Source organism: Agrobacterium pusense (genome assembly GCF_900102105.1).
Classification (GTDB): domain Bacteria; phylum Pseudomonadota; class Alphaproteobacteria; order Rhizobiales; family Rhizobiaceae; genus Agrobacterium; species Agrobacterium pusense.
The window spans coordinates 614,016-634,680 of sequence record NZ_FNBB01000002.1; the positions used below are offsets into that span (position 1 = coordinate 614,016).

Below are 20,665 nucleotides of genomic sequence, written 5' to 3' on the forward strand. Positions count from 1 at the left end.
TATTTTTTGACCCGGCGGAAATTTGCGTGGCGCAATTTGAGCTTAAATTTCAGCAAATTAGCCGATGTTTTGAACTGAATTTGAAGTGTTTTTTACACGTGTTTGAAGCAAATTTTATTAGAATTTTACGCATTCCGGCTTTAGGTTTTTGGTAGCCATTTATGCCGCTGTATCGACAGCGATTTTTCGTTCGCAGGTGTTTTCATACCCATGTTCATCGCCGTAGCGGAAGCGGGCGATGTAGGGGATTTCCCGTTTTGGGATGGGTGTTCCTTGCTGGCACGCGTCGAAAAAGCGCCGAAAAAAACTTCAGGAAAACTGCTTTTTTCTCGAAAAAAGTTCGGACGGCGTGTTGCAGGCTATGTCCGTGTCCCGGTCGTGCCGCAAATTACCAAGGTGAGCGTTCCTGTCGGGACGTTGTTTGGGCGACAGGTCGAAAGCGGCAAACTGCGTCCGCGGACTTGTTTTTGAACGGGATATCCGCGTCGCGAACACACGCCGACCGGATTTTCGGGCAGGGACGAGGGGGCGAGGCTGCGGTAAAGGTGCGTTGAAAAAGCCGCCCGGTCCCGACTGCCCATCACGGTGCGATGGACTGACTGCAGCCTTGTCCGCTGCCTGACTTCACGCTTTGCGGGGAATGGCGTCGGGCCGTGCGGGGCCTTTTTAAAGAAACTCGATCAATGCGTCGGGTGACTGGACACGATCGAATTCAACGGCGACGCCTTCCATGAAGTGACGCACGATCTTGCCACTCATGTTTTTGCCGAGCTGGACGCGGCTTCCGAGCGGCGGCCGGTGTTCGATCTCGATTGCTGCGCCCGAGAGCGACAGGTCGATCAGGCGGCAGGCGACGAGCATGCCGTCTTCGAGAACCAGCTGCGCCCTGGCATTGCGCGGCGTCAGGCGGTCGTGGCGACGGTCTTCCGGCAGGCCCAGCAACTGACGCTTGGCGATCCATGCGAGCTGGGCGGCGAGCTTTTCGCGTTTGCGCTCGGGCGCATTGATGGCGATGAGGAAACCGGATGCCGTCAGCGACGTCACCGTGCCTTCGATCCGGCCGATATGCTGGAGATAGGCGATGACGCGATCGCCATTACGGGCGACACCCGGGCAGGTGAATTGTGCTCTCTCGGCGGTCATCTCGGTGGCGGTGCAATCATATTCTTCGTGATCGGGCAACATGAGCCGGCCATTGAAGGACACACGCACGGCGTCGTCGAGTCGAACTTCCTCAACCGGGCGCAGAATTTGGGCGGTGTTGACCGAACGGGACGAAAACATGGGCAGCGCAAATTGTAATGAATGATGATCGTCCGTTTCTACCCTGTGCGAGTTAACAGACTGTATTACCTAATCTCTACAATTTTTCTAATCGACCAAATCGTTACGTTTCGTTGCCCCGCGCTCGGTGCGGCCATGGGCTTTCAGCATCGCTTCGTCGATCCTGGACGCCTCAGCATCTACCCGTTCGTAACGCGGCTGCGGCATTGGCCGAATATCCGGCCGGGTTGATGTCCATACGCAGCAGCCGGCTGCTTTTCATCGACAGACGGTGTATCGGCACCATCAATGTGTGGTGCCGTGGCTGCTGTGGAAGCAGCGCGCCGAGGAGCCGCGGGGCGACACCTGCTTCCGTGCGCAGTGGCAGCAGCAGCATTTCGAACGCCAGGGGCGCGTCGCCGTAGCCGTCGTCAGCATCGATGTCGAAGACCACGGGCAATTGATGTTGCAGGATGCCGAGCGCCACGCGACAGGGAAAGGACGCGCCGGCCGCCGGCCAGAGTTCTGAAAACGGGCGGTCCCGCAATTCGCGGCCGAACAGGTCGCAAAGACGGGTGCCGGCAAGACGGAAGAAGGGTGTTTCCTCTCCTTTGTCTGTCAGGATGAAAAGGTCGCCGAGATGAGTCTTGAGCTTCGAGGGTTCAATGTCCTCGCGGCGTGGAGCGGCGCTCTTGCCGCGCAATTCATCCCAATAGGCATATATCTCCAGTCCGGCCATGCTCTTCATAGCATCTCTCCATGTTCGTTTTTGGGACATCATGTCCATCCGAACGTCTGTATCTGGAGGTGTAGCGATTTTCGTGCCAACTGGATTTGTTAAGGTTAACAAAGGGTTGATATTGCCTGACGGCATTTGTCGTGGCATCGGTGCGGCCCTGTCGGGGAAAGCTCCTTCAGCACGATTTAATGGCCCCGCCCGTTCTTTTACGGTGGGCCTGCAAGCCGGACCGTTTTTGGCCCGGCGCCTTTTCCGGTTACGGTTCCGGCGTCGCGCGCTTCGAAGGCGGGACGGCTTTTTTTTCTTTCAGGCTTCCTATATTGCTCGGGAAACGCAAAATTCGACCAAGACAGGGATGAACCATGTCCTACGAGGACGGCGAACAGCCGCCGGTTTCGGAAACGCCGGAGCCGAAAGACGATGCGAACAATCCCGTCTTCAATCTGCCATCGCTGCTGGTGGGCATCTTGGTCGTGCTGATCGTTGCTTATGTCGTTCCCGCCTATCTTCTGTCGGAGGAAGGCAATGGCTGGTTCATCTTCACCTTCGGCTTCATTCCGCTGCGTTATGCGGTGCCGTTTTCCCAGCAGGGGCTGGAATGGCTGTGGACGCCGGTGACCTATTCTTTCCTGCATGGCGGTATCGAGCATATCCTCTTTAACGGATTGTGGCTGATGGCCTTCGGCGCGCCGGTTCTGCGCCGGATCGGAACAGTGCGTTTCGTGCTGTTATGGTGCATTTCCGCCGCCGTTTCGGCCTTTGGCCACGCCGTTCTGAACTGGGGGGACGTGACGGTGCTGATCGGAGCGTCCGGTGTCGTTTCGGCGCTGATGGGAGCGGCCTGCCGGTTTGCCTTTCCGGCGCGGGGCGGATATAGCGCGTCTTTCGGCCATCTGATGCCGCGGCAGAGCATTCTTGCGGCGCTCTCCAACCGTACGGTGCTGATCTTCACGCTGATGTGGCTGTTCGGCAATGTGCTGATTGCGGTCGGCGTGCCGCTGTTCGGCGACGTCGGCGGTCAGATCGCCTGGGATGCCCATGTTTTCGGGTTTCTGCTCGGCTTCCTGTTCTTCGGCCTTTTCGATCGCCCGTTACGCTAGGCCGATCACGCTCCTTGTCGGGCGTGGCGCAAATTTGCTTTCGGGCGTCCCATCCGGGATTGCATTCACGCGGGCCTCAGCGCACCATACCTCATGATTTGCAACCGCCGGGGGAGACTGCGGCACTGCGGATCGCTGCAAAGAGGAGGAAGGCATGCCAACATTCGTAAAGGATCTTCTCGACCGCAAGGGCCGGGACGTCGTGACTGTCAATCCTGAGGTCAGCATCGGTGAGGCGGCGGCCACGCTGCACGCGCATAAGATCGGTTCCGTCGTCGTGACCGATGGCGATGGTGTCGTTCTCGGCATCTTCACGGAACGCGATCTCGTAAAGGCCGTGGCGGGCCAGGGTGCCGCTTCCCTCCAGCAATCCGTTTCAGTGGCCATGACCAAAAATGTCATCCGCTGTCACCACGATTCCACCACCGATGAGCTGATGGAAATCATGACGGGCGGGCGCTTCAGGCATGTGCCGGTCGAAGAGAATGGCCGCCTTGCCGGCATCATCTCCATCGGCGACGTGGTGAAGGCGCGGATCGGCGAAATCGAGGCCGAAGCGGAGCATATCAAGGCTTATATTGCCGGGTGAGTTAGTGTCCTCTTCCTCATTCCTGTGCTCGTCACAGGAATCTAGTCAGCCCAAGTCCTTGGGCTGAAAGGAGTTCCTACCGCCACGCAGACGCGCATCGGCTGGATTCCCGCGACAAGCACAGGAATGAGCGAGCTTCTCGCCTCACCGCCGGAACGCCTGCTGCATGCGCTCCAGTTCCGGAATGCGCGCGCGCGTTTCCTGATATCCCCTATCGATGGCTTCACTGGCGCGATGGAATTCCGACAGGCCGATATCGTTGATGCGGGGATGAAGCATCAGATCGGGCGGATCACCTGCAAGACGCGAGCGCGATATCCTGTCCTGGATGATGTTGAAGGCCTGCACCATGACGCCCGGCAGGCCGGGGCGCGGCGCGCTGTCGTGCGGTGCGCCGCCGGGAGGTGCAGCGGCGTGCTTGACGACGGCGGAGCGGCCGAAGAGATCGTAATTGAGGTTTACCGCCACGACCAGCGCCTGCTCATAGGCCCGGCAGACCGAAACCGGCACGGGATTGACGAGGGCGCCATCGATGAGGGTGCGGCCGTTGCATTGCACGGGTTCGAAGATGCCGGGCAGCGCATAGGATGAACGCAAGGCGGTCACGAGATCACCCTGATGAATCCAGACTTCATGACCCGTGCGCAACTCCGTCGCGACGGCGATGAAGGGATGATCGAGGCTTTCGACGCGCAGCCCTTCCAGATGCTCCTGCATGCGTTTTGTGAGCCGCATTCCGCCGAAGAGCCCGCCGCCGCCGATCGTGAGATCCAGCAGGCCGGCAATGCGGCGCATCGTCAGCGAACGGGCGAATTCCTCAAGCTCATCGAGCTTGCCGGCGAGATAACATCCGCCAACCAGCGCGCCGATCGAAGTGCCGGCGATCATGCCGATCTTGACGCCCGCTTCATCGAGGGCCCGCAGGACACCGATATGGGCCCAGCCGCGGGCTGCGCCACCGCCAAGCGCGAGCGCTATCCGGTGTTTATCGACGATCTGTGTAACGGGCGGTTCATTGCCGATGACGTCGGGATTACCCGCCGCAAGGTGGTTCTGACGATTTCCCCATCCCAACATGACCGCACTCCCTGCCAGTTCTTCGGGTTCCGCCCTTGGCCCCGGAACCCGCTATATTGGTAGCAAATTGGTGCGGCCGATGGAAGGCGGCGGTTTATGTGCCTGAATAGGTCGTCGCCGGATCGAAATGGCGCGTATCGTCGGTGATTTTCGTCACCGCCTGGCCATCAGCCAGTTCGACCGTGCGGTAGAAGCAGGAGCGGCGGCCGGTGTGGCAGGTGGCATCGTGGCCGGCGACCGAGACCTTCAGCCACACGGCGTCCTGATCGCAATCGGTGCGGAATTCCTTCACGGTCTGCAGGTTGCCCGACGTTTCGCCCTTCTTCCAGATCTTGTCGCGCGAACGGCTGTAATAGTGGGCGATGCCGGTCTCAAGCGTCAGCGACACCGCCTGTGCATTCATATGGGCGACCATCAGCAGTTCGCCATCGCGCGCGTCGGTGACTACGGCTGTGACGAGGCCGTGGGCGTCGAATTTCGGCGAAAAGAGACCTGCGTTTTCAAGCGCTTCCTTGTCCGCGGGCGCGGACGGAAAGGGAATGGACATGGCAACCTCGGAAAATCATCTGGCGGAACGATGAGAGGGGCGGATGAAACGGACGAGTGCCCGCCACTCTGAATTTTCTTGCGCATCGGATTTTCCGAAAGCCGCATTACGGCTTTCGGGCCGGTGCTTAACGGTTCCGCACCATGGTCATGAAGCGCACCTGTTCGGCCGGGTCGTTCTTGAACGTGCCGGTAAAGGAGGTGGTGAGGGTGGTCGACCCCTGCTTGTTGACGCCGCGCATGGACATGCACATATGTTCGGCATCGATCATGACGGCCACGCCGCGCGGTTTCAGGGTTTCCTCAATCGATCTTGCGATCTGCGCGGTCATGTTTTCCTGCGTCTGCAGGCGGCGGCCGAAGATTTCGACAACGCGGGCGATCTTCGACAGGCCAAGCACGCGACCGGCCGGAAGATAGGCGACATGCGCCTTGCCGACGATCGGCACCATATGGTGTTCGCAATGGGAGAAGAACGGAATGTCGCGCACCAGCACCACATCGTCATAACCGCCGACTTCCTCGAAGGTCGTGCCGAGCACGTCCTGAACATTCAGCTCGTAACCGGCAAAAAGCTCGCGATAGGCCTTGGCGACGCGCTTCGGCGTATCCAGAAGTCCTTCGCGGGCGGGATTTTCTCCAGCCCAGCGCAAGAGAACGCGCACTGCTTCTTCCGCTTCAGCCTGGCTCGGGCGAGCTTCAGCCACGTCGGGTTTTGCGCCAGCGCCGGGGAAATTCTTCACGATCGCATCCATTCCGTCTCTCCCGATGCGGGTAAAGGCCGCACCTGAATTCGTTTTACATCGCGAACCCATGTTCGCAGTTGCTGCTATCTGGTTGTTTTATAGCATTTTGGCAAGGCCGATGCTGTTTTTTCGGTATCGGAGCCGTTAATTTGATCACGGCTTGATGTCCAGAAAGCTCGTTAGCATATAATGAGAATGAAGGGCAGGAAAGCTTCACTGCGACAAACGCTGTGTTAGAAAAATTTGACCTGTCCTGTTTTGGGCATTCTTGAGCGCGCCGGGCACCAATGATGGACGATATCTACAATAATCGCATTCTGGACTTTGCCGGGAATATCCCGCTCATCGGCGTTCTTGAGGATGCTGACGCCAGCGCCGAGAAACACTCCCGGCTGTGCGGTTCGAAGCTGAAGGTCTATCTGAAAGTCGAAGACGGTATCGTAACGGCGTTTTCGCACGAGGTTCGTGCCTGTGCGCTCGGCCAGGCCTCCGCCTCCATCATGGCGCACCACATCGTCGGGGCCTCCAGCGGCGAAGTCCGGCAGGCGCGGGAAGACATGCTTGCCATGTTGAAACAGGGTGGCGATGGCCCGACGGGCCGTTTCGAGGATATGCGCGTTCTGTCGCCGGTCAGGGATTTCAAGGCCCGCCACGCCTCCACCATGCTGACCTTCGAAGCCGTGGTCGATGCGCTCGACCAGATCGAAGGCCGGCAGGCTCTCGACGCCGCGGGTTAGGCCATGTGCGGCGAACCGGGCTGCCGGCACCAGCAGACCGAGGTGAAATCCGGGCGATCACGTAACTGGACGGGCAGCTTTGCCAGGACGCCAGGACGGCTTTTCGGTATCGGCTTTATCAGGCTTTATCAATTGACGCTTTCCGGCTTCATCGGAAACTCCTGCCGCCATATCCCCACCTGTTCGGAATATGGCTACGAGGCGATTGCCCGCCACGGGCTTTGGGCCGGCGGCTGGATGACGCTGTTTCGTGTGGCGCGCTGCGGACCGGGCGGCACAAGCGGTCTGGATCCGGTGCCGGAAGTACTTGATGGAAGCAGGCGCTGGTGGATGCCGTGGCGCTACTGGAGCCGACATCGATGAATCACTATGTGGCCCTGCTGCACAGCATCGTTCTCGGCGCGGGCAAGCGGCTTGTCATGGCCGATCTCAGGGCCTTGGCGGAAGAGCTGGGATTTACCGACTGCAGGACGCTTGTCGCGACCGGAAATCTTGTTTTTCGCGCTGAAGTGGCACCTGTCCGCGAGATAGAGGACAGGCTGGAGCGCGCCTTCGAAGATCGCTTCGGCAAACATGTCGATATTCTCGTTCGTTCCGGCGGCGACTGGCTGAAGCTGGCGGCGGACAATCCCTTCGCCAAGGGCAATCCGCCGGATGTCTGCGTGCGGGTGATGCGTGAACCGCTTGGCGAAGGTATCCTTGGATTTCTCGATAAGTACCGCCGACAGGAGACGATCGCCGTAATCGGCGGTGACTTGTGGATCGATTTCAAGGGCAAACCGAGCGAGAGCAGGCTGCTGTCTGCGCTGACCACAAGAAGGCTCGGTATAGGCACGACCCGCAACGCGAACACGGTCAATGGTCTCGCGGAAATGCTTCGCTGAGCGGCCTTCACCTTTGACTGCAATGGCAAAAGCCTTTATCAGCCTGCGTGCCCGCCTGTCGCGGGCAAATCATTATTCCAACACCACCCGCATTCGTTGGCGGGACTGGACAGGAGCACTAGACGATGTCTGAAGCCGTTTCCCTTACATTTCCCGATGGTTCCGTCCGCAGCTACGCCCCCGGCACGACCGGCCGCGAGGTTGCCGAATCCATCTCCAAATCGCTCGCCAAGAAAGCCGTCGCCATAACGCTTGATGGCACCCTGCGCGATTTGTCCGACACCATCACCGATGGCAAGATCGAGATCGTCACGCGCGAAGACAAGCGTGCACTTGAGCTCATCCGCCACGATGCCGCCCACGTCATGGCCGAGGCCGTGCAGGAACTGTGGCCCGGCACGCAGGTGACGATCGGCCCTGTTATCGAGAACGGCTTTTATTACGACTTCGCCAAGAACGAGCCCTTCACGCCGGAAGATCTGCCGAAGATCGAAAAGCGCATGAAGGAAATCATTCAGCGCAACAAGCCGTTTACCCGTGAAGTCTGGTCGCGTGAAAAGGCCAAGGAAGTCTTCGCCGCCAAGGGCGAGAATTACAAGGTCGAGCTGGTCGATGCGATTCCTGAAGGTCAGGACCTGAAGATCTATTATCAGGGCGACTGGTTCGATCTTTGCCGTGGCCCGCATATGGCTTCCACCGGCCAGATCGGCACTGCCTTCAAACTGATGAAGGTGGCCGGCGCCTATTGGCGCGGCGACAGCAACAATGCAATGCTGTCACGCATCTATGGCACCGCCTGGGCGACGCAGGAGGAGCTCGATAATTACCTTCACGTTCTGGCCGAAGCCGAAAAACGCGACCACCGCCGTCTCGGCCGCGAAATGGACCTGTTCCATTTCCAGGAAGAAGGTCCGGGCGTCGTGTTCTGGCACGGCAAGGGCTGGCGCATGTTCCAGACGCTGACGGCCTATATGCGCCGGCGGCTCGCCAACACCTATCAGGAAGTCAACGCGCCGCAGGTGCTCGACAAGTCGCTGTGGGAAACCTCCGGTCACTGGGGCTGGTATCAGGAAAACATGTTCGCGGTGAAATCCGCCCATGCCTTTACCCATCCCGATGACGAGGAAGCCGATCAGCGCGTCTTTGCGCTCAAGCCGATGAACTGCCCCGGTCACGTGCAGATTTTCAAGCATGGCTTAAAGTCTTACCGCGAAATGCCGGTTCGTCTTGCTGAATTCGGCAATGTGCACCGTTATGAAGCGTCCGGCGCTTTGCACGGCCTGATGCGTGTTCGTGGCTTCACGCAGGATGATGCGCACGTCTTCTGCACGGAAGAGCAGATGGCGGCGGAATGCCTGCGGATCAACGATCTGATCCTTTCCGTCTACGAAGATTTCGGCTTCAGCGAAATTGTCGTCAAGCTCTCCACGCGCCCGGAAAAGCGCGTTGGTTCCGACGATCTGTGGGATCGCGCCGAAAGCGTGATGATGGAGGTTCTGAAGACCATCGAGGAGCAGTCGGAAGGACGCATCAAGACCGGCATCCTGCCGGGTGAGGGTGCCTTCTACGGACCGAAGTTCGAATATACCCTGAAGGACGCCATCGGCCGCGAATGGCAGTGCGGCACGACGCAGGTGGACTTCAACCTGCCTGAGCGTTTCGGCGCCTTCTATATCGACCAGAACTCGGAAAAGACGCAGCCGGTGATGATCCATCGCGCCATATGCGGCTCGATGGAGCGCTTCCTGGGGATCCTGATCGAGAACTTCGCCGGTCACATGCCGCTGTGGTTCGCACCGCTCCAGGTCGTGGTCGCGACGATCACCTCTGATGCGGATGATTATGGTCGTGAGGTTGCGGAAGCGCTGCGCGAAGCGGGCATGGCGGTCGAGACCGACTTCCGCAACGAAAAGATCAACTACAAGATCCGCGAGCACTCGGTGACCAAGGTTCCTGTCATCATCGTCTGCGGCCGCAAGGAAGCGGAAGAGCGCACCGTCAACATCCGCCGTCTCGGCTCGCAGAACCAGACATCGATGTCGCTTGAGGAGGCAATCACCAGCCTCGTGGACGAAGCGACGCCGCCGGATGTGAAGCGCAAGCTTGCGGCGAAGAAGCAGGTTGCCTAATAACAGTTACGGCCCCTTCGGGGGCCGTTTTGTTTGTGGGGATGTGCGGGTAATTTCACTGCCAAAGGCGACGCATTCACCTCCGTCACCCTGGACTAGATCCGGGGTCCAGCACGATCAAGTCCTTGATCGCGAAAGACTCTCTTCACGACGCAGACGCGTCGTCGCTGGATACCGGATCAAGTCCGGCATGACGGATGGATGTGGGTGACGCCTACTCGAAATCCCCGGACATCTCTTCCGGCGCCTGATCCTTCATCAGCACTTCCACATCCGAATCCCGGCCGGCGGTTACCTTGAAGTTGCGCTGGTAGACCTTGTCCTTGTTGCGGGCGATGGCGGTATATTCGCCTTCGGCCAGCACCATGGTCGAAAAGGCGCTGACGCTTTCATTGACAACGTCACCGCCGCCGTTCAGCACCGACCAGGCCGTATCGGCAATGGCTTCGCCGCCCGCTTCGGATACCAGCTTGAGAGTGATCTGTGCCGCCCGGTGCTGAAGGGTCGCTTCGGTAAGCTTGCCGGCTTCCACCTGGATATCGGCGCGCACGGAGGCGTTGGCGTTACCGTATTGGGAAACGACGTGATATGTGCCGGCATTGAGGCGCACGATGGTGTTCGGTTTAATGTCTTCCATAACCAGCCCGCGTTCGCCATCCGGACGGGCGTCGGAGGAATAGATAGAGAATTTCAGCTGGTTGGCGGAAATCTGCTTGTCGGACCCTGCAACGGCGTTCAGCACGAAACCACCGGCATCGAGAATCAGCACCTGTTTCTGGACGCTGCCGGAGGCAGGCACGTTGAGCTTCTTGGTGACACCTGCGCGGCCGAAAGCGACGTTGACGAAATATTCGCCCGGCACCAGATGGAATTCCGCCGAGCCGCCCTCTGAGCTTGCCAGCATCGGCAATTTACCGTCGGTGCCGGGGATGGGGCTGAATACGCGCCAGGACAGGCCTTCCTTCACCGCTTCGCCTTCGCCGGTCAGCTTGGCTTCCATGACTATGTCGCGGGCGGTGCTAGTCGGCGCGTTGGGGGCGGAGGGAGCGGTGAAAGCATTGAGTTTCGGCATTTTCGGCGTGCCGCCGAGTTGCTTGAAGTCCTTGAAGGCGTCCTGCGAAAAAGCAGCTTGCGATAACAGGCCAAGCGCGGCACATGCAATGCTCAGACGCGCCGCGATTTTGATTGCCGACATTTTCGATACCGATTGACTTCTTGATTTTCCCGGATCACTTCAAAACCAATGCCGTGGCTATTTCAAGGCCCATGTTTTTGCGATGACAGCAGAATGGAAGATTATTGATCATGACAAGTGATATCAAGCTCCTCGATTACCTCAGGGTTCGCCGTTCCACGCCGGCCCTGCAACTTGCCGAGCCGGGACCTTCGAAGGCGGAAATTGAAGATATCCTGCGGCTCGCCGTGCGCGTGCCTGACCATGGTAAGCTTGCGCCGTGGCGTTTCGTGGTTTTCCGCGGCGAGGAGCGCGTACGTCTCGGTGAAACGGCGCTTCGGATCGCACTCGAAAAGAACCCGGACCTCGACCTGCAGCAGCAGGAAGCCGAGCGCACCCGCTTCACCCGCGCACCCGTCGTCATTGCCGTCATCAGCACTGCAAAGCCGCATTTCAAGATTCCGGAGTGGGAACAGATCATGTCGGCCGGCGCGGTGTGCCTCAATCTCATCTTCGCAGCCAATGCCAGCGGTTTCGCAGCGAACTGGCTGACGGAATGGCTCGCTTTCGATCCGGCCTTTCTCGCGGAAATCGACGTCGATGCGGCGGAGAAGGTCGCCGGGTTCATTCATGTCGGTTCGACGACATTCCCGCCGGTGGAACGGCCTCGGCCGGAGCTTGCCGATGTCGTCACCTGGGTCGGGGACGTCTGATGTTCTACACCACGGACACCAACCAGCACGGCCTGCCGCATGATCCGTTCAAGGCCATCGTCGCGCCGCGCCCGATCGGCTGGATCGGCTCGAAGGGCAGGGAAGGTTCCCTCAACCTCTCGCCCTATTCCTTCTTCAACGCGATTTCGGACCGGCCGAAGCTCGTGATGTTCTCCTCCAGCGGCAGGAAGGACAGTCTGCGCAATGTCGAGGAGACCGGCGTCTTTACCGCCAATCTCGTCAGCCGCCATCTGGTAGACCGGATGAATGCGTCTTCTGCACCCGTCGCTTATGATGTCGATGAATTCGCCCTTGCCGGTCTTACCGCTGTCGATGGCCGCGTGGTGGATGCGCCTTTTGTGGGTGAGGCACTGGCGGTTCTCGAATGCCGGGTAACCCAGATTCAGCAGCTCAGGGACATTGACGGCGAGCCAGCGGATTCCTGGATGGTCATCGGTCAGGTCATGGCGATCCACATCGACGAAACGATCATTCGCGACGGGCGCATCGACATGGGACTTGCCCGTCCCGTGGCGCGCATGGGCTATATGGATTACTGCGATGGCGGCAGCGATGTATTCCAGCTGCAGCGCCCCTCTACTGCGCCGTAAATATAGGCCTTCTTCGGCGAGGGTTAATTTTTATGGTGAACCAAACGTAAACCATTTGCGCCTAGAGTTTTATACATGGTGGCGGCGATGATGCCGCCATCCATTGTATGAATGTGTTTCGAGGCTCAGGTGATCGTACAGGCATTTCTTCGCTGGTCTGAAAAGGCTGGATCGACCGAGCGGGCGAATGCCGCCAATGCTCTCGGCCGTGCCTATCTGCATTCCGGCATGGCGCGCGAAAACCGCGATGCCGCCTATATGGCGATGACCTATCTTCTCGACGATCCTTCGCCGCGCGTGCGGCTGGCGCTTGCCGAAGCGCTTGCGGACGCCCATGATGCGCCGCGTGCCATTATCGTTTCCCTTGCCGAAGACCAGCCGGAAATCGCCTGCACGGTAATCGCCCGTTCGCCGGTTCTGGCCGAGGCCGATCTGGTCGATCTGGCGGGGCGTGGTGAAAGCTTGACCCGCGCGCTCATCGCCGCCAGGCCCGGCCTGCCGCGCGGGGTCTGCGCCGCACTTGCGGAAGTTGGCGATCTGCCCGAAACCACCATCCTGCTAGAAAATGACGAAGCCTTCATCACACCGTTTTCGCTCCGGCGCATCGCCGAACGTCACGGTTGCGACGCCGATATCCGTGATCTCCTGCTCCGCCGCGAGGCCTTGCCTGCCGATGCGCGTCATCTGCTCGTGGGCCGCGTGAGCGAGGCTCTTGCGGATTCCGCGCTGGTTCATGCGCTGATCACGCGCAACCGCGCCGACAGTCTTTTCCGCGAAGCGGAAGATTCCGCCACCATCCTGATCGCATCGAGCGTTTCCTCGCCGGAACTGCCGGCACTGGTGGAGCATCTGCGCCAGAGGCTGGAGCTGACGCCCGCATTGCTCATCCATGCCGTCTGTTCGGGCCGGCTTGAGTTCTTCACGGCGGCCATGGTCAATCTCTCCGGTCTTGATGACCGCAAGGTGCGCGCCATTCTGGCCACGGGCCGGCCGCATGCGCTGAAGGCGCTGTTCCAGTCCATTGGTCTGTCGGGCGACGTCGTTGACGTCTTCAGCGAAGCGACGCTGATGTGGCGCCGTGCCGCCCGCTCGCAGCTTCCTGAGGCGGCCGCCTCCGTCTCCGCCGAACTGCTGTCGCATTTCCGTGACGTGAGCGGTTCTGAAACGCTGTTCGAACTGTTGCACGCGGTGCGCAAGCTGAGCATTGCGGAAGAACGGCAGAAGGCGAGATATTATGCGCAGGCGCTGGCGGTGGAGGCGGCGTGAGGTCGGGTTAATTTTCGGCTGATACAAATCGCATGAGTATCATAATTTTCCCGGAGGGGGCATCCTCTCATCCTCATCCCCGTGCTTGTCACAGGAATCCAGTCAGCCCAAGTCCTTGGGCTGGAGGGACTCTCTCCGCCGCGGAGACGCGCGTCGCTGGATTCCTGTGACAAGCACAGGAATGAGGGAAGATCGATTGCCCGCAATCACTTATCGAACCGTTTGGCAATCCATGAATAGCTGTTTTCGACCATCCTCACAGGCGTTCCAAGGAAGTGCTTTATGCCTTCGGTGGAAGGAAGGACGCGGCTGACGCGGCCGATCGCCTGTTTGGTGAGACTTTCCTCTTCTTTCGGCGTCACTTCCGCCGTGGCCTGCTGGGCATCGGCCGGTGCTGGAGTGCCGGACTGCGTGCCGGCCGTTTGCGGGCTCTGTTCACCCGGTGTCTGGCACACGGCCACGACCACCGGATAGGACGCGTTCGCAAAACGCTCCAGCTCCTTTTCCGACACAGCGTCGCACAGTTCGATGCTCGTCCACCGCTGTTGCGAGGTGGCGAGGTAATGGCAATCGGTGGCGCTGTCGTCGCAACCGAGAAAGGTCATGAGAACGAGGGCTGTTTTCATGGTGTGTGTTGCCTCTGTCGGGAATTATGCTCTAGAAACTCATCTATCCCGATTGCAGTGACATTACGACGAAATACGCATTTTTTTGAGAGAAGGCAGGCATCGCATTGGCCATCGAAATCAAGCTTGAGACACCCCGTCAGGACGCGGTTCTGCGCCTCATCGACCTTTCCAATTCCTATATGGCGTCGCTTTACCCCGCAGAAAGCAATCATCTGGTCGATATCGGCGCGCTTGAGAAGGATAATGTCTCTTTTTTCGTGGTGCGGCAGGGTAGCCGCGTGGTCGGCTGCGGGGCGCTGGTGGAAGCGGGCGATGGCACGGCTGAGGTCAAGCGCATGTTCGTCGATCCGGAGGCGCGGGGTCTGCGCATCGGCAAGCTGATCATGGATACGCTCATCGCGCGTGGTGAGGAGCTTGGCCTTTCTGCCATTCGTCTCGAGACCGGCATCAGCCAGCCGGAGGCGATAGGGCTTTACCGCAAGGCGGGTTTCGTGGAGATCGAGGCTTTTGCGCCCTATAAGCCTGATCCGCTCAGCCTCTTCATGGAGAAGGTGCTTTAAGTCGGCGGCACAGGTTCGCGGCCGCTTTGCGGTGTCCAAACCGAAGGAATTCACGCGACATGAAACGCAGCGCGAGCGACGGATCGCGCCAAACACCCAACGTCATCCTCGGTGTGTCACGAGGATCTGCATCCGAGTGATTTATCTGACGTGATTAGAACCTTGGCACAAGGTGAGGGTGACGGCGATGGTGCATTTCCCGCTCTTCATCCGTTTCAGACCTGAATGAAAACTTAGAACTAAGAATGATCGCAACGCGCCGAGGATCAGGTCCCGTACCGGAGAAGCGATAGTTGCGGATGCGCAACGAGGCCGAGCATGGGCGGATGCGAGGTTCGCGGATATCTGTCGTTACCGGAGCTGCGGCGTCTGGCGCAGGCTTCAATCAGAAAGCGGCCTTTCGAAACGCCTTGGTCTCCTCGCTATTGTCCTCGAGCACGGCGACCTCGTCCAGGGCGTCACCCTGCGCAGGAGGCGGTGTCGGAGCTTCGGCGGCCGCGGAAAGTTCGACCTCACGCACCCATTCGCGCCAGATCGCAACCAGAAGCGCCATCAGCACCGGGCCGATGAAGAGGCCGAGGAAACCCATGGTCTTGACGCCGCCGACGAGGCCGAAAAACGTCGGCAGGAATGGCAGCTTGATGGGCCCGCCGACGAGTTTCGGGCGGATGGTCTTGTCAACGATGAAGAGTTCCACCGAACCCCAGACAAACAGGGCCAACCCGTGGGCGGGCGAGCCGCTGGCGACCAGATAGATCGACACCAGCGTGAAGGACAGAGGTGCACCGCCCGGAATGAGGGCCATGACGCCTGTCAGCACGCCGAGCGTGACGGGCGAGGGGACACCGGCGATCCAGTAGGCGATGCCGAGGATGATGCCTTCGCCGATGGCGATCAGCGTCATGCCGGTGACCGTGGAGCTGATGGTGGCGGGCACGACGCGGGAAATGCGTTCCCACCGCGTCGGCAGGATACGCTCACCGACCAGATCGACCTGACGGGTGAAGCCGGCCCCGTTACGATAGACGAAGAACAGCGCGATCAGCATGAACAGCAACGTCAGCACCAGATGGAACGCGCCATTGCCGGCGGCGAGGATCGCCCTGTAGATATTGCCGATATTGGCGCCGCTGACGAGCTGGATCACCTCACCGATGGCGCCCGGCGTGCCGATATATTTCACCCATTGTTCGCCAAGCCATGGGCCGACGGCGGGAAGGGCGGCGATCCAGTCCGGCACGGGGGCGCCGGTCTTGTTGACATGCACTGCCCAGCCGAACCATTCGCGGATTTCGCTGGCCGTGTAGGAAGCGGCGATGAAGATCGGGACGACAAGGAAGGCGAGGATGAGAATGATGGCGATGGTGGCGCCGAGCGTGGTGTTGCCGCCAACCTGCCGAAGAAGCCGTGTATAGACCGGCCAGCTGGCGAAACCGATGACGAGGGCGGCGAGAACCGGAACCAGGAAGCCGTGGAAGAAGTAGATGCCGGCCAGGGCAACGAGAACGAGCAGCCAGCGTGCAGCCGAAATGGGCGGGATCAGGGCGATCCGCGTCGGGCTGGCCGGACCAAGCCATCTCGGTTCGCCACTCTGCTTACGGCTGTCATTCTTACTCACGGCAGGCTCTTTCTCGCATTCTCCCCGAAGGGTGCATTCACTCTGTCACACCGATACATATAAGTGCAATATAATCGGATCACATTACCGTTGTGTGTTTATTGCTGAACCTATTGAACGATTTTGGTAAAAATAGAACATCGGTCTTGGCGCGCGCATTGAAATATGACAATTGAACTCCGTTTTTCTTGCGGCGTAAGGTTGCCGCGCCCGATCTCCAGGTCACGCCATGCTCCGCCGCTTCTTCGCCTATTATCGCCCCTATCGCGGTCTGTTCATTCTCGATTTTTCCTGCGCTGTCTTGTCGGGCGTACTGGAACTCGGCTTTCCGATGGCGGTGAAGGCCTTTGTCGACGTGCTGCTGCCGGGCGGTGAATGGGCGATCATCCTTGCGGCCTCTGTCGGGCTTCTGCTCATCTATGTGCTGAATACCGGGCTGATGGCGACTGTCACCTACTGGGGACACATGCTTGGGATCAATATCGAAACCGACATGCGCCGTCTGGCCTTCGATCATCTGCAAAAGCTTTCCTTCCGGTATTTCGACAACCAGAAGACCGGCCATCTGGTCGGGCGGCTGACCAAGGATCTGGAAGAGATCGGCGAGGTGGCCCACCATGGGCCCGAAGACCTGTTCATCGCCATCATGACCTTTATCGGCGCGTTCCTGCTGATGCTGTCGGTCAATGTGCCGCTGGCGCTCATCACCGCCGCCGTCGTGCCCGTCACCGCCTGGGTCACCAGCCGGTATGGCGGTCGCATGACGCAGAATTTTCGCGCGCTATACGGCCGTGTGGGGGATTTCAACGCCCGTATCGAGGAAAATGTCGGCGGCATGCGAGTGGTGCAGGCCTTTGCCAATGAGGATCACGAGAGGGCGCTGTTCGAAAAAGACAACCAGAAATACCGCCGCACCAAGCTTGACGCCTACAAGATCATGGCGGCCAGCACCTCGCTGAGCTACATGAGCATGCGGCTGACACAGATGATCGTGATGATCTGCGGCGCCTGGTTCGTTCTGAATGGCGACCTGACGGAAGGTGGCTTCGTCGGCTTCCTGCTGCTGGTCGGCGTGTTTTTCCGCCCGGTGGAAAAAATCAATTCGGTCATTGAGACCTATCCCAAGGGCATTGCCGGTTTCCGCCGGTTCACCGAGCTTCTCGACACCGCGCCCGATATTGTCGATGCGCCCGATGCGGTGGAAGCGCCGTTGCTGCGCGGCGATATCGAATACCGCCATGTGGGCTTCGGTTACGCCGAGGGCAAGCAGGTTCTGAGCAATATCGACCTGAAGATCAGCGCCGGCGAGACCGTGGCTTTCGTTGGCCCGTCGGGTGCGGGCAAGACGACGCTCTGCTCGCTGCTGCCGCGCTTTTATGACGTCACCAGCGGTGCGATCACCATTGACGGCATCGATATCAGAAAGATGAAGCTCGCCTCGCTGCGCAATCAGATCGGCATCGTGCAGCAGGATGTCTTCCTGTTCGGCGGCACGATCCGTGAGAACATCGAATATGGACGGCTTGGCGCTTCGGATGCGGAGATCATGGAGGCGGCGCGGCGCGCGCGGCTGGACGGCGTCATTGAGGCCATGCCGCTCGGGCTCGATACCGTCATTGGCGAACGTGGCGTCAAATTGTCCGGTGGGCAGAAGCAGCGTCTTGCGATTGCCCGCATGTTCCTGAAAAATCCGCCGATCCTCATTCTCGATGAGGCCACCTCGGCGCTCGACACGGAAACCGAGCGGGCCATCCAGCAATCGCTGACCGAGCTTGCCAAAGGCCGCACCACCCTCGTCATCGCCCATCGGCTGGCGACGATCCGCGATGCCTCGCGCATCGTGGTGGTCGACCAGAGCGGCATCGCCGAAACCGGCGCTCATGCCGAACTCCTGGCTGCCAAAGGCCATTACAGCCGTCTGCACGAGGCGCAGTTCAGCGGTCATCTCGCGGGCCTCAGCTGACTGGCCCGCACGTCGCTCAGCCTTCTGCTGCCTGTTCTTCGACGATGCCGGGGTTTGCCTCCGGCTTGCCGGGATGGCTGCTGACGAGGTAACCCATGGCGACGGCGGCCGCGACGACGAAGAGCAGCAGGACACCGCTGATCGTCATCAGCCATTCGCGGGGCTTTCTGTGCCCCATGATATAGTTCGGCCACCGGCCTGGATGGTTCACCACGTCGTTATTCCGGTGCTGTCGCATGAACTTCCCCAGATTTAAGCGTTTTGGTGAAAGATCAACGCCAGCGCTACCGGGACTGTTCCGTTTGTGTGGCGAACAGGTGATGACAAGGACGTGAGTCTGGTCACTCTGTCTTGGGAAGGCCGATCAGGCGGATTGAATGGCGATGCGGTTTCCCTCGCTATCGGAAATCTCCGCGACGAAGAGCGCATCATTCACCGCCGTTTTGGGAAATAGGAGCTCGCTTCCACCGGCAAGAGCTCTGGCAATAACATCATCCACATCAGCGACACTGAAATAGACGATCGCTCCGTCTCGCGTCGGCACATAAGCCGAGCCTTCGGCAAGCGCGGCACTGGCGCCATTGCTGTTTTCGTCAAAAGGGAAATAGGCCATTCTGCTATCGTGGATCGCGACGATTTCGGCAAAGGGCACATCAAAAACCGCGCGATAGAAGCGGATCGCCCGATCAAGGTCGGTCACGGGAATTTCGACATGGGCGACAATATTCATACGCTTCTCCTCAGCTAGACTGACGCTTTTTCCAATTTCTGATGGCACCGATCTTTTTAGCGATGGCTGACATGGCGAGGCAATGGCGCGCGGTGTCGGGTAACCACATTGTCAATCGTCCAGCACCCGCGTGACCGGTCGCAGTGCCGGGAGAGGGCGCTAGGCACCACAAGCGGCAACAAAAGTCAGCTTGCGTCCTGCGTCCCTTTATGCGAATGATTTGCAATTGCACTAAACAGATTTCCGTTCAGAAAGCGCATAGTATGGAGAAGCCAGTCTTTGGATGGCGACGAAACGGCGACGATCTCTCGTTGTCCGATGTTCACTCCTCGATTCGGATCAAGCCGAATGCCGGCACGTTTCGCCGGGCCATGGCTTTTTTCGGCCCCGGCTATCTCGTTGCCGTCGGTTATATGGATCCCGGGAACTGGGCGACGTCGCTCGCCGGCGGCTCCAGGTTCGGCTATACGCTGCTGACGGTTGCGCTGGTCTCGAACATCATGGCGATCGTGCTGCAATCGCTCTGCGCCCGTCTTGCGATTGCCTCCGGCCGCGATCTCGCCCAGGCCTGCCGTGACGCCTATCCGAAGCCGGTGGCCATGCTGCTGTGGTTGCTCGCCGAGATCGCCATCATCGCCACCGATATTGCCGAGGTGATCGGCACGGCCATCGGCCTCAACCTCATCTTCGGCATTCCGCTCGAAATCGGCGTTCTCATCACCGCGCTCGATGTCTTTCTGATCCTTTATCTGCAGAGGCTCGGTTTCCGCTGGGTGGAGGCGCTGGTCATCACGCTGCTTGGCGTCATTGCCTTGTGTTTCGCCATTCAGGTAGCGCTCGCCGACCCTGACTGGGGGCAGGTGATCCTTGGTTTTGCGCCGACGACAGAAATCGTCACCAATCCTGACATGCTCTATCTGGCGCTCGGCATTCTCGGCGCGACCGTCATGCCGCATAATCTCTATCTGCATTCGGGCATCGTGCAGACCCGCGAAATCGGCGAGACAATTGCCGAAAAGCGCGAGGCGCTGAAATTCGCGACCCTCGATTCCACCATTGCCCTGATGTTCGCGCTTCTCATCAACGCATCGATCCTCATTCTGGCGGCGGCGACCTTCAACAAGGCGGGGCAGACTAATGTCGCCGAACTCGGCGAGGCGCATAATCTGCTGGCGCCGCTGCTCGGCCTTGCGATTGCGCCGACGCTGTTCGGCGTGGCGCTTTTGTGCTGCGGCATCAATTCCACTGTCACGGCAACGCTTGCCGGCCAGATCGTGATGGAAGGGTTCCTCAAGATGCGGCTCGCCCCCTGGCTGCGCCGCCTCATCACCCGCGCCATCGCCATCATCCCCGCCGCCGGCGTGACCATCCTTTACGGAGACAGCGGCACGGGCGAACTGCTGATCCTGACGCAGGTGGTCTTGAGCCTGCAACTCTCCTTCGCCGTCTTCCCGCTGGTGATGTTCACCGGTGACAAGGCCAAGATGGGCGAGCTGCGCTCACCGCTCTGGCTCTCAGGCTTCGCATGGCTGATCGCGGTGGTGATTGCGGCGTTGAATGTGAAGCTGCTGGTGGATTTTATCGGGTGAGG

The 20,665-nt window shown here is 59.6% G+C and carries 23 protein-coding genes; 13 read left to right on the forward strand and 10 right to left on the reverse strand.

The features are described 5' to 3' along the window. Positions 1-210: 210 nt before the first annotated feature. Positions 211-471 carry a hypothetical protein gene (locus tag BLU28_RS25925; protein WP_135855982.1) on the forward strand — a complete coding sequence of 87 codons (261 nt, stop codon included), beginning with the start codon at positions 211-213 and terminating at the stop codon, positions 469-471. Positions 472-666: 195 nt separating this feature from the next. Here BLU28_RS25925 and BLU28_RS07840 read toward each other — a convergent pair whose 3' ends face one another. Both BLU28_RS07840 and BLU28_RS07845 read right to left on the reverse strand, forming a co-directional pair. After that, on the reverse strand, positions 667-1,284 hold the full coding sequence (locus tag BLU28_RS07840) for a PilZ domain-containing protein (protein ID WP_022556297.1): 618 nt from the start codon (positions 1,282-1,284) through the stop codon (positions 667-669). Between the two features lie 172 nt (positions 1,285-1,456). Continuing rightward, positions 1,457-2,011 (reverse strand): PAS domain-containing protein, encoded by a 555-nt coding sequence (locus BLU28_RS07845; RefSeq protein WP_167497153.1) that lies wholly within the window; start codon positions 2,009-2,011, stop codon positions 1,457-1,459. Between the two features lie 353 nt (positions 2,012-2,364). Between BLU28_RS07845 and BLU28_RS07850 the strand changes: the two genes are divergently transcribed. Further along, positions 2,365-3,102, forward strand: a complete 738-nt coding sequence (locus BLU28_RS07850; RefSeq protein WP_035210731.1) for a rhomboid family intramembrane serine protease — start codon at positions 2,365-2,367, stop codon at positions 3,100-3,102. A 154-nt stretch (positions 3,103-3,256) separates the two neighbouring features. Next, positions 3,257-3,691, forward strand: coding sequence for a CBS domain-containing protein (locus BLU28_RS07855; RefSeq protein WP_006698832.1), 435 nt, complete (start codon positions 3,257-3,259; stop codon positions 3,689-3,691). A gap of 144 nt (positions 3,692-3,835) precedes the next feature. Here the strand turns inward: BLU28_RS07855 and BLU28_RS07860 are convergent, their stop codons facing one another. The 3 genes from BLU28_RS07860 to folE all read right to left on the reverse strand — a co-directional run bounded on the left by BLU28_RS07860 (position 3,836) and on the right by folE (position 6,069). Further along, positions 3,836-4,768, reverse strand: coding sequence for a patatin-like phospholipase family protein (locus BLU28_RS07860; RefSeq protein WP_006698833.1), 933 nt, complete (start codon positions 4,766-4,768; stop codon positions 3,836-3,838). A gap of 94 nt (positions 4,769-4,862) precedes the next feature. Then, entirely contained in the window at positions 4,863-5,315 is a 453-nt protein-coding gene (gene hisI, locus BLU28_RS07865; protein ID WP_022556294.1) for a phosphoribosyl-AMP cyclohydrolase, read from the reverse strand. 127 nt (positions 5,316-5,442) lie between these two features. Continuing rightward, positions 5,443-6,069 carry a GTP cyclohydrolase I FolE gene (folE, locus tag BLU28_RS07870; protein WP_003495569.1) on the reverse strand — a complete coding sequence of 209 codons (627 nt, stop codon included), beginning with the start codon at positions 6,067-6,069 and terminating at the stop codon, positions 5,443-5,445. Between the two features lie 281 nt (positions 6,070-6,350). On the opposite strand from folE, the gene BLU28_RS07875 reads away from it, so the two are divergent. From BLU28_RS07875 to thrS, 4 genes are all read left to right on the forward strand, one after another. Further along, complete coding sequence (locus tag BLU28_RS07875) at positions 6,351-6,797, forward strand: iron-sulfur cluster assembly scaffold protein (RefSeq protein WP_035210771.1); 447 nt, start codon at positions 6,351-6,353, stop codon at positions 6,795-6,797. Between the two features lie 3 nt (positions 6,798-6,800). Then, on the forward strand, positions 6,801-7,160 hold the full coding sequence (gene yidD, locus BLU28_RS07880; protein ID WP_077986314.1) for a membrane protein insertion efficiency factor YidD: 360 nt from the start codon (positions 6,801-6,803) through the stop codon (positions 7,158-7,160). Continuing rightward, positions 7,157-7,681, forward strand: coding sequence for a DUF1697 domain-containing protein (locus BLU28_RS07885; protein WP_077986313.1), 525 nt, complete (start codon positions 7,157-7,159; stop codon positions 7,679-7,681). The genes yidD and BLU28_RS07885 overlap by 4 nt, the downstream gene beginning before the upstream one ends. A gap of 125 nt (positions 7,682-7,806) precedes the next feature. After that, positions 7,807-9,810: a threonine--tRNA ligase gene (thrS, locus tag BLU28_RS07890; protein WP_004442234.1), complete on the forward strand. Its 2,004-nt coding sequence runs from the start codon at positions 7,807-7,809 to the stop codon at positions 9,808-9,810. A 214-nt stretch (positions 9,811-10,024) separates the two neighbouring features. Here the strand turns inward: thrS and BLU28_RS07895 are convergent, their stop codons facing one another. Next, entirely contained in the window at positions 10,025-11,005 is a 981-nt protein-coding gene (locus BLU28_RS07895; RefSeq protein WP_077986312.1) for a hypothetical protein, read from the reverse strand. 110 nt (positions 11,006-11,115) lie between these two features. Between BLU28_RS07895 and BLU28_RS07900 the strand changes: the two genes are divergently transcribed. From BLU28_RS07900 to BLU28_RS07910, 3 genes are all read left to right on the forward strand, one after another. Then, positions 11,116-11,697: a nitroreductase family protein gene (locus tag BLU28_RS07900; RefSeq protein ID WP_006698838.1), complete on the forward strand. Its 582-nt coding sequence runs from the start codon at positions 11,116-11,118 to the stop codon at positions 11,695-11,697. After that, on the forward strand, positions 11,697-12,308 hold the full coding sequence (locus BLU28_RS07905) for a flavin reductase family protein (protein WP_037093665.1): 612 nt from the start codon (positions 11,697-11,699) through the stop codon (positions 12,306-12,308). Before BLU28_RS07900 ends, BLU28_RS07905 begins: the two co-directional genes overlap by 1 nt. 111 nt (positions 12,309-12,419) lie before the next feature. After that, positions 12,420-13,574: a DUF2336 domain-containing protein gene (locus BLU28_RS07910; protein WP_037093663.1), complete on the forward strand. Its 1,155-nt coding sequence runs from the start codon at positions 12,420-12,422 to the stop codon at positions 13,572-13,574. A gap of 206 nt (positions 13,575-13,780) precedes the next feature. On the opposite strand, the gene BLU28_RS07920 is transcribed toward BLU28_RS07910, so the two are convergent. Continuing rightward, positions 13,781-14,200, reverse strand: coding sequence for a hypothetical protein (locus tag BLU28_RS07920; protein WP_004442223.1), 420 nt, complete (start codon positions 14,198-14,200; stop codon positions 13,781-13,783). Between the two features lie 107 nt (positions 14,201-14,307). Here BLU28_RS07920 and BLU28_RS07925 point away from each other — a divergent pair, with 107 nt between their 5' ends. Then, the gene (locus BLU28_RS07925) at positions 14,308-14,763 is read left to right on the forward strand and encodes a GNAT family N-acetyltransferase (protein WP_035210724.1); all 456 of its coding nucleotides are present in this window, start codon (positions 14,308-14,310) and stop codon (positions 14,761-14,763) included. Between the two features lie 385 nt (positions 14,764-15,148). Here the strand turns inward: BLU28_RS07925 and BLU28_RS07930 are convergent, their stop codons facing one another. Next, positions 15,149-16,381 (reverse strand): AI-2E family transporter, encoded by a 1,233-nt coding sequence (locus tag BLU28_RS07930; RefSeq protein WP_035210723.1) that lies wholly within the window; start codon positions 16,379-16,381, stop codon positions 15,149-15,151. 229 nt (positions 16,382-16,610) lie between these two features. Between BLU28_RS07930 and BLU28_RS07935 the strand changes: the two genes are divergently transcribed. Continuing rightward, on the forward strand, positions 16,611-18,344 hold the full coding sequence (locus BLU28_RS07935) for an ABC transporter ATP-binding protein (protein ID WP_004442215.1): 1,734 nt from the start codon (positions 16,611-16,613) through the stop codon (positions 18,342-18,344). A 16-nt stretch (positions 18,345-18,360) separates the two neighbouring features. On the opposite strand, the gene BLU28_RS07940 is transcribed toward BLU28_RS07935, so the two are convergent. Then, positions 18,361-18,582 carry a hypothetical protein gene (locus BLU28_RS07940; RefSeq protein ID WP_022556285.1) on the reverse strand — a complete coding sequence of 74 codons (222 nt, stop codon included), beginning with the start codon at positions 18,580-18,582 and terminating at the stop codon, positions 18,361-18,363. A 126-nt stretch (positions 18,583-18,708) separates the two neighbouring features. Next, positions 18,709-19,074, reverse strand: a complete 366-nt coding sequence (locus BLU28_RS07945) for a VOC family protein (RefSeq protein ID WP_035210722.1) — start codon at positions 19,072-19,074, stop codon at positions 18,709-18,711. Between the two features lie 263 nt (positions 19,075-19,337). Here BLU28_RS07945 and BLU28_RS07950 point away from each other — a divergent pair, with 263 nt between their 5' ends. Further along, positions 19,338-20,663: an Nramp family divalent metal transporter gene (locus BLU28_RS07950; protein ID WP_175477673.1), complete on the forward strand. Its 1,326-nt coding sequence runs from the start codon at positions 19,338-19,340 to the stop codon at positions 20,661-20,663. Positions 20,664-20,665: the final 2 nt, after the last annotated feature.

Bases quoted from the DNA above. Each gene is read 5' to 3' on its own strand.
- BLU28_RS07920 (WP_004442223.1), bottom strand. From the start codon at position 14,200: ATGAAAACAGCCCTCGTTCTCATGACCTTTCTCGGTTGCGACGACAGC.
- BLU28_RS07905 (WP_037093665.1), top strand. From the start codon at position 11,697: ATGTTCTACACCACGGACACCAACCAGCACGGCCTGCCGCATGATCCG.
- BLU28_RS07840 (WP_022556297.1), bottom strand. From the start codon at position 1,284: ATGTTTTCGTCCCGTTCGGTCAACACCGCCCAAATTCTGCGCCCGGTT.
- folE (WP_003495569.1), bottom strand. From the start codon at position 6,069: ATGGATGCGATCGTGAAGAATTTCCCCGGCGCTGGCGCAAAACCCGAC.
- BLU28_RS07850 (WP_035210731.1), top strand. From the start codon at position 2,365: ATGTCCTACGAGGACGGCGAACAGCCGCCGGTTTCGGAAACGCCGGAG.
- yidD (WP_077986314.1), top strand. From the start codon at position 6,801: ATGTGCGGCGAACCGGGCTGCCGGCACCAGCAGACCGAGGTGAAATCC.
- BLU28_RS07855 (WP_006698832.1), top strand. From the start codon at position 3,257: ATGCCAACATTCGTAAAGGATCTTCTCGACCGCAAGGGCCGGGACGTC.
- BLU28_RS07900 (WP_006698838.1), top strand. From the start codon at position 11,116: ATGACAAGTGATATCAAGCTCCTCGATTACCTCAGGGTTCGCCGTTCC.
- hisI (WP_022556294.1), bottom strand. From the start codon at position 5,315: ATGTCCATTCCCTTTCCGTCCGCGCCCGCGGACAAGGAAGCGCTTGAA.
- BLU28_RS07950 (WP_175477673.1), top strand. From the start codon at position 19,338: ATGGAGAAGCCAGTCTTTGGATGGCGACGAAACGGCGACGATCTCTCG.
- BLU28_RS25925 (WP_135855982.1), top strand. From the start codon at position 211: ATGTTCATCGCCGTAGCGGAAGCGGGCGATGTAGGGGATTTCCCGTTT.
- BLU28_RS07845 (WP_167497153.1), bottom strand. From the start codon at position 2,011: ATGAAGAGCATGGCCGGACTGGAGATATATGCCTATTGGGATGAATTG.
- thrS (WP_004442234.1), top strand. From the start codon at position 7,807: ATGTCTGAAGCCGTTTCCCTTACATTTCCCGATGGTTCCGTCCGCAGC.
- BLU28_RS07860 (WP_006698833.1), bottom strand. From the start codon at position 4,768: ATGTTGGGATGGGGAAATCGTCAGAACCACCTTGCGGCGGGTAATCCC.
- BLU28_RS07875 (WP_035210771.1), top strand. From the start codon at position 6,351: ATGGACGATATCTACAATAATCGCATTCTGGACTTTGCCGGGAATATC.
- BLU28_RS07895 (WP_077986312.1), bottom strand. From the start codon at position 11,005: ATGTCGGCAATCAAAATCGCGGCGCGTCTGAGCATTGCATGTGCCGCG.
- BLU28_RS07940 (WP_022556285.1), bottom strand. From the start codon at position 18,582: ATGCGACAGCACCGGAATAACGACGTGGTGAACCATCCAGGCCGGTGG.
- BLU28_RS07945 (WP_035210722.1), bottom strand. From the start codon at position 19,074: ATGAATATTGTCGCCCATGTCGAAATTCCCGTGACCGACCTTGATCGG.
- BLU28_RS07885 (WP_077986313.1), top strand. From the start codon at position 7,157: ATGAATCACTATGTGGCCCTGCTGCACAGCATCGTTCTCGGCGCGGGC.
- BLU28_RS07910 (WP_037093663.1), top strand. From the start codon at position 12,420: ATGTGTTTCGAGGCTCAGGTGATCGTACAGGCATTTCTTCGCTGGTCT.
- BLU28_RS07935 (WP_004442215.1), top strand. From the start codon at position 16,611: ATGCTCCGCCGCTTCTTCGCCTATTATCGCCCCTATCGCGGTCTGTTC.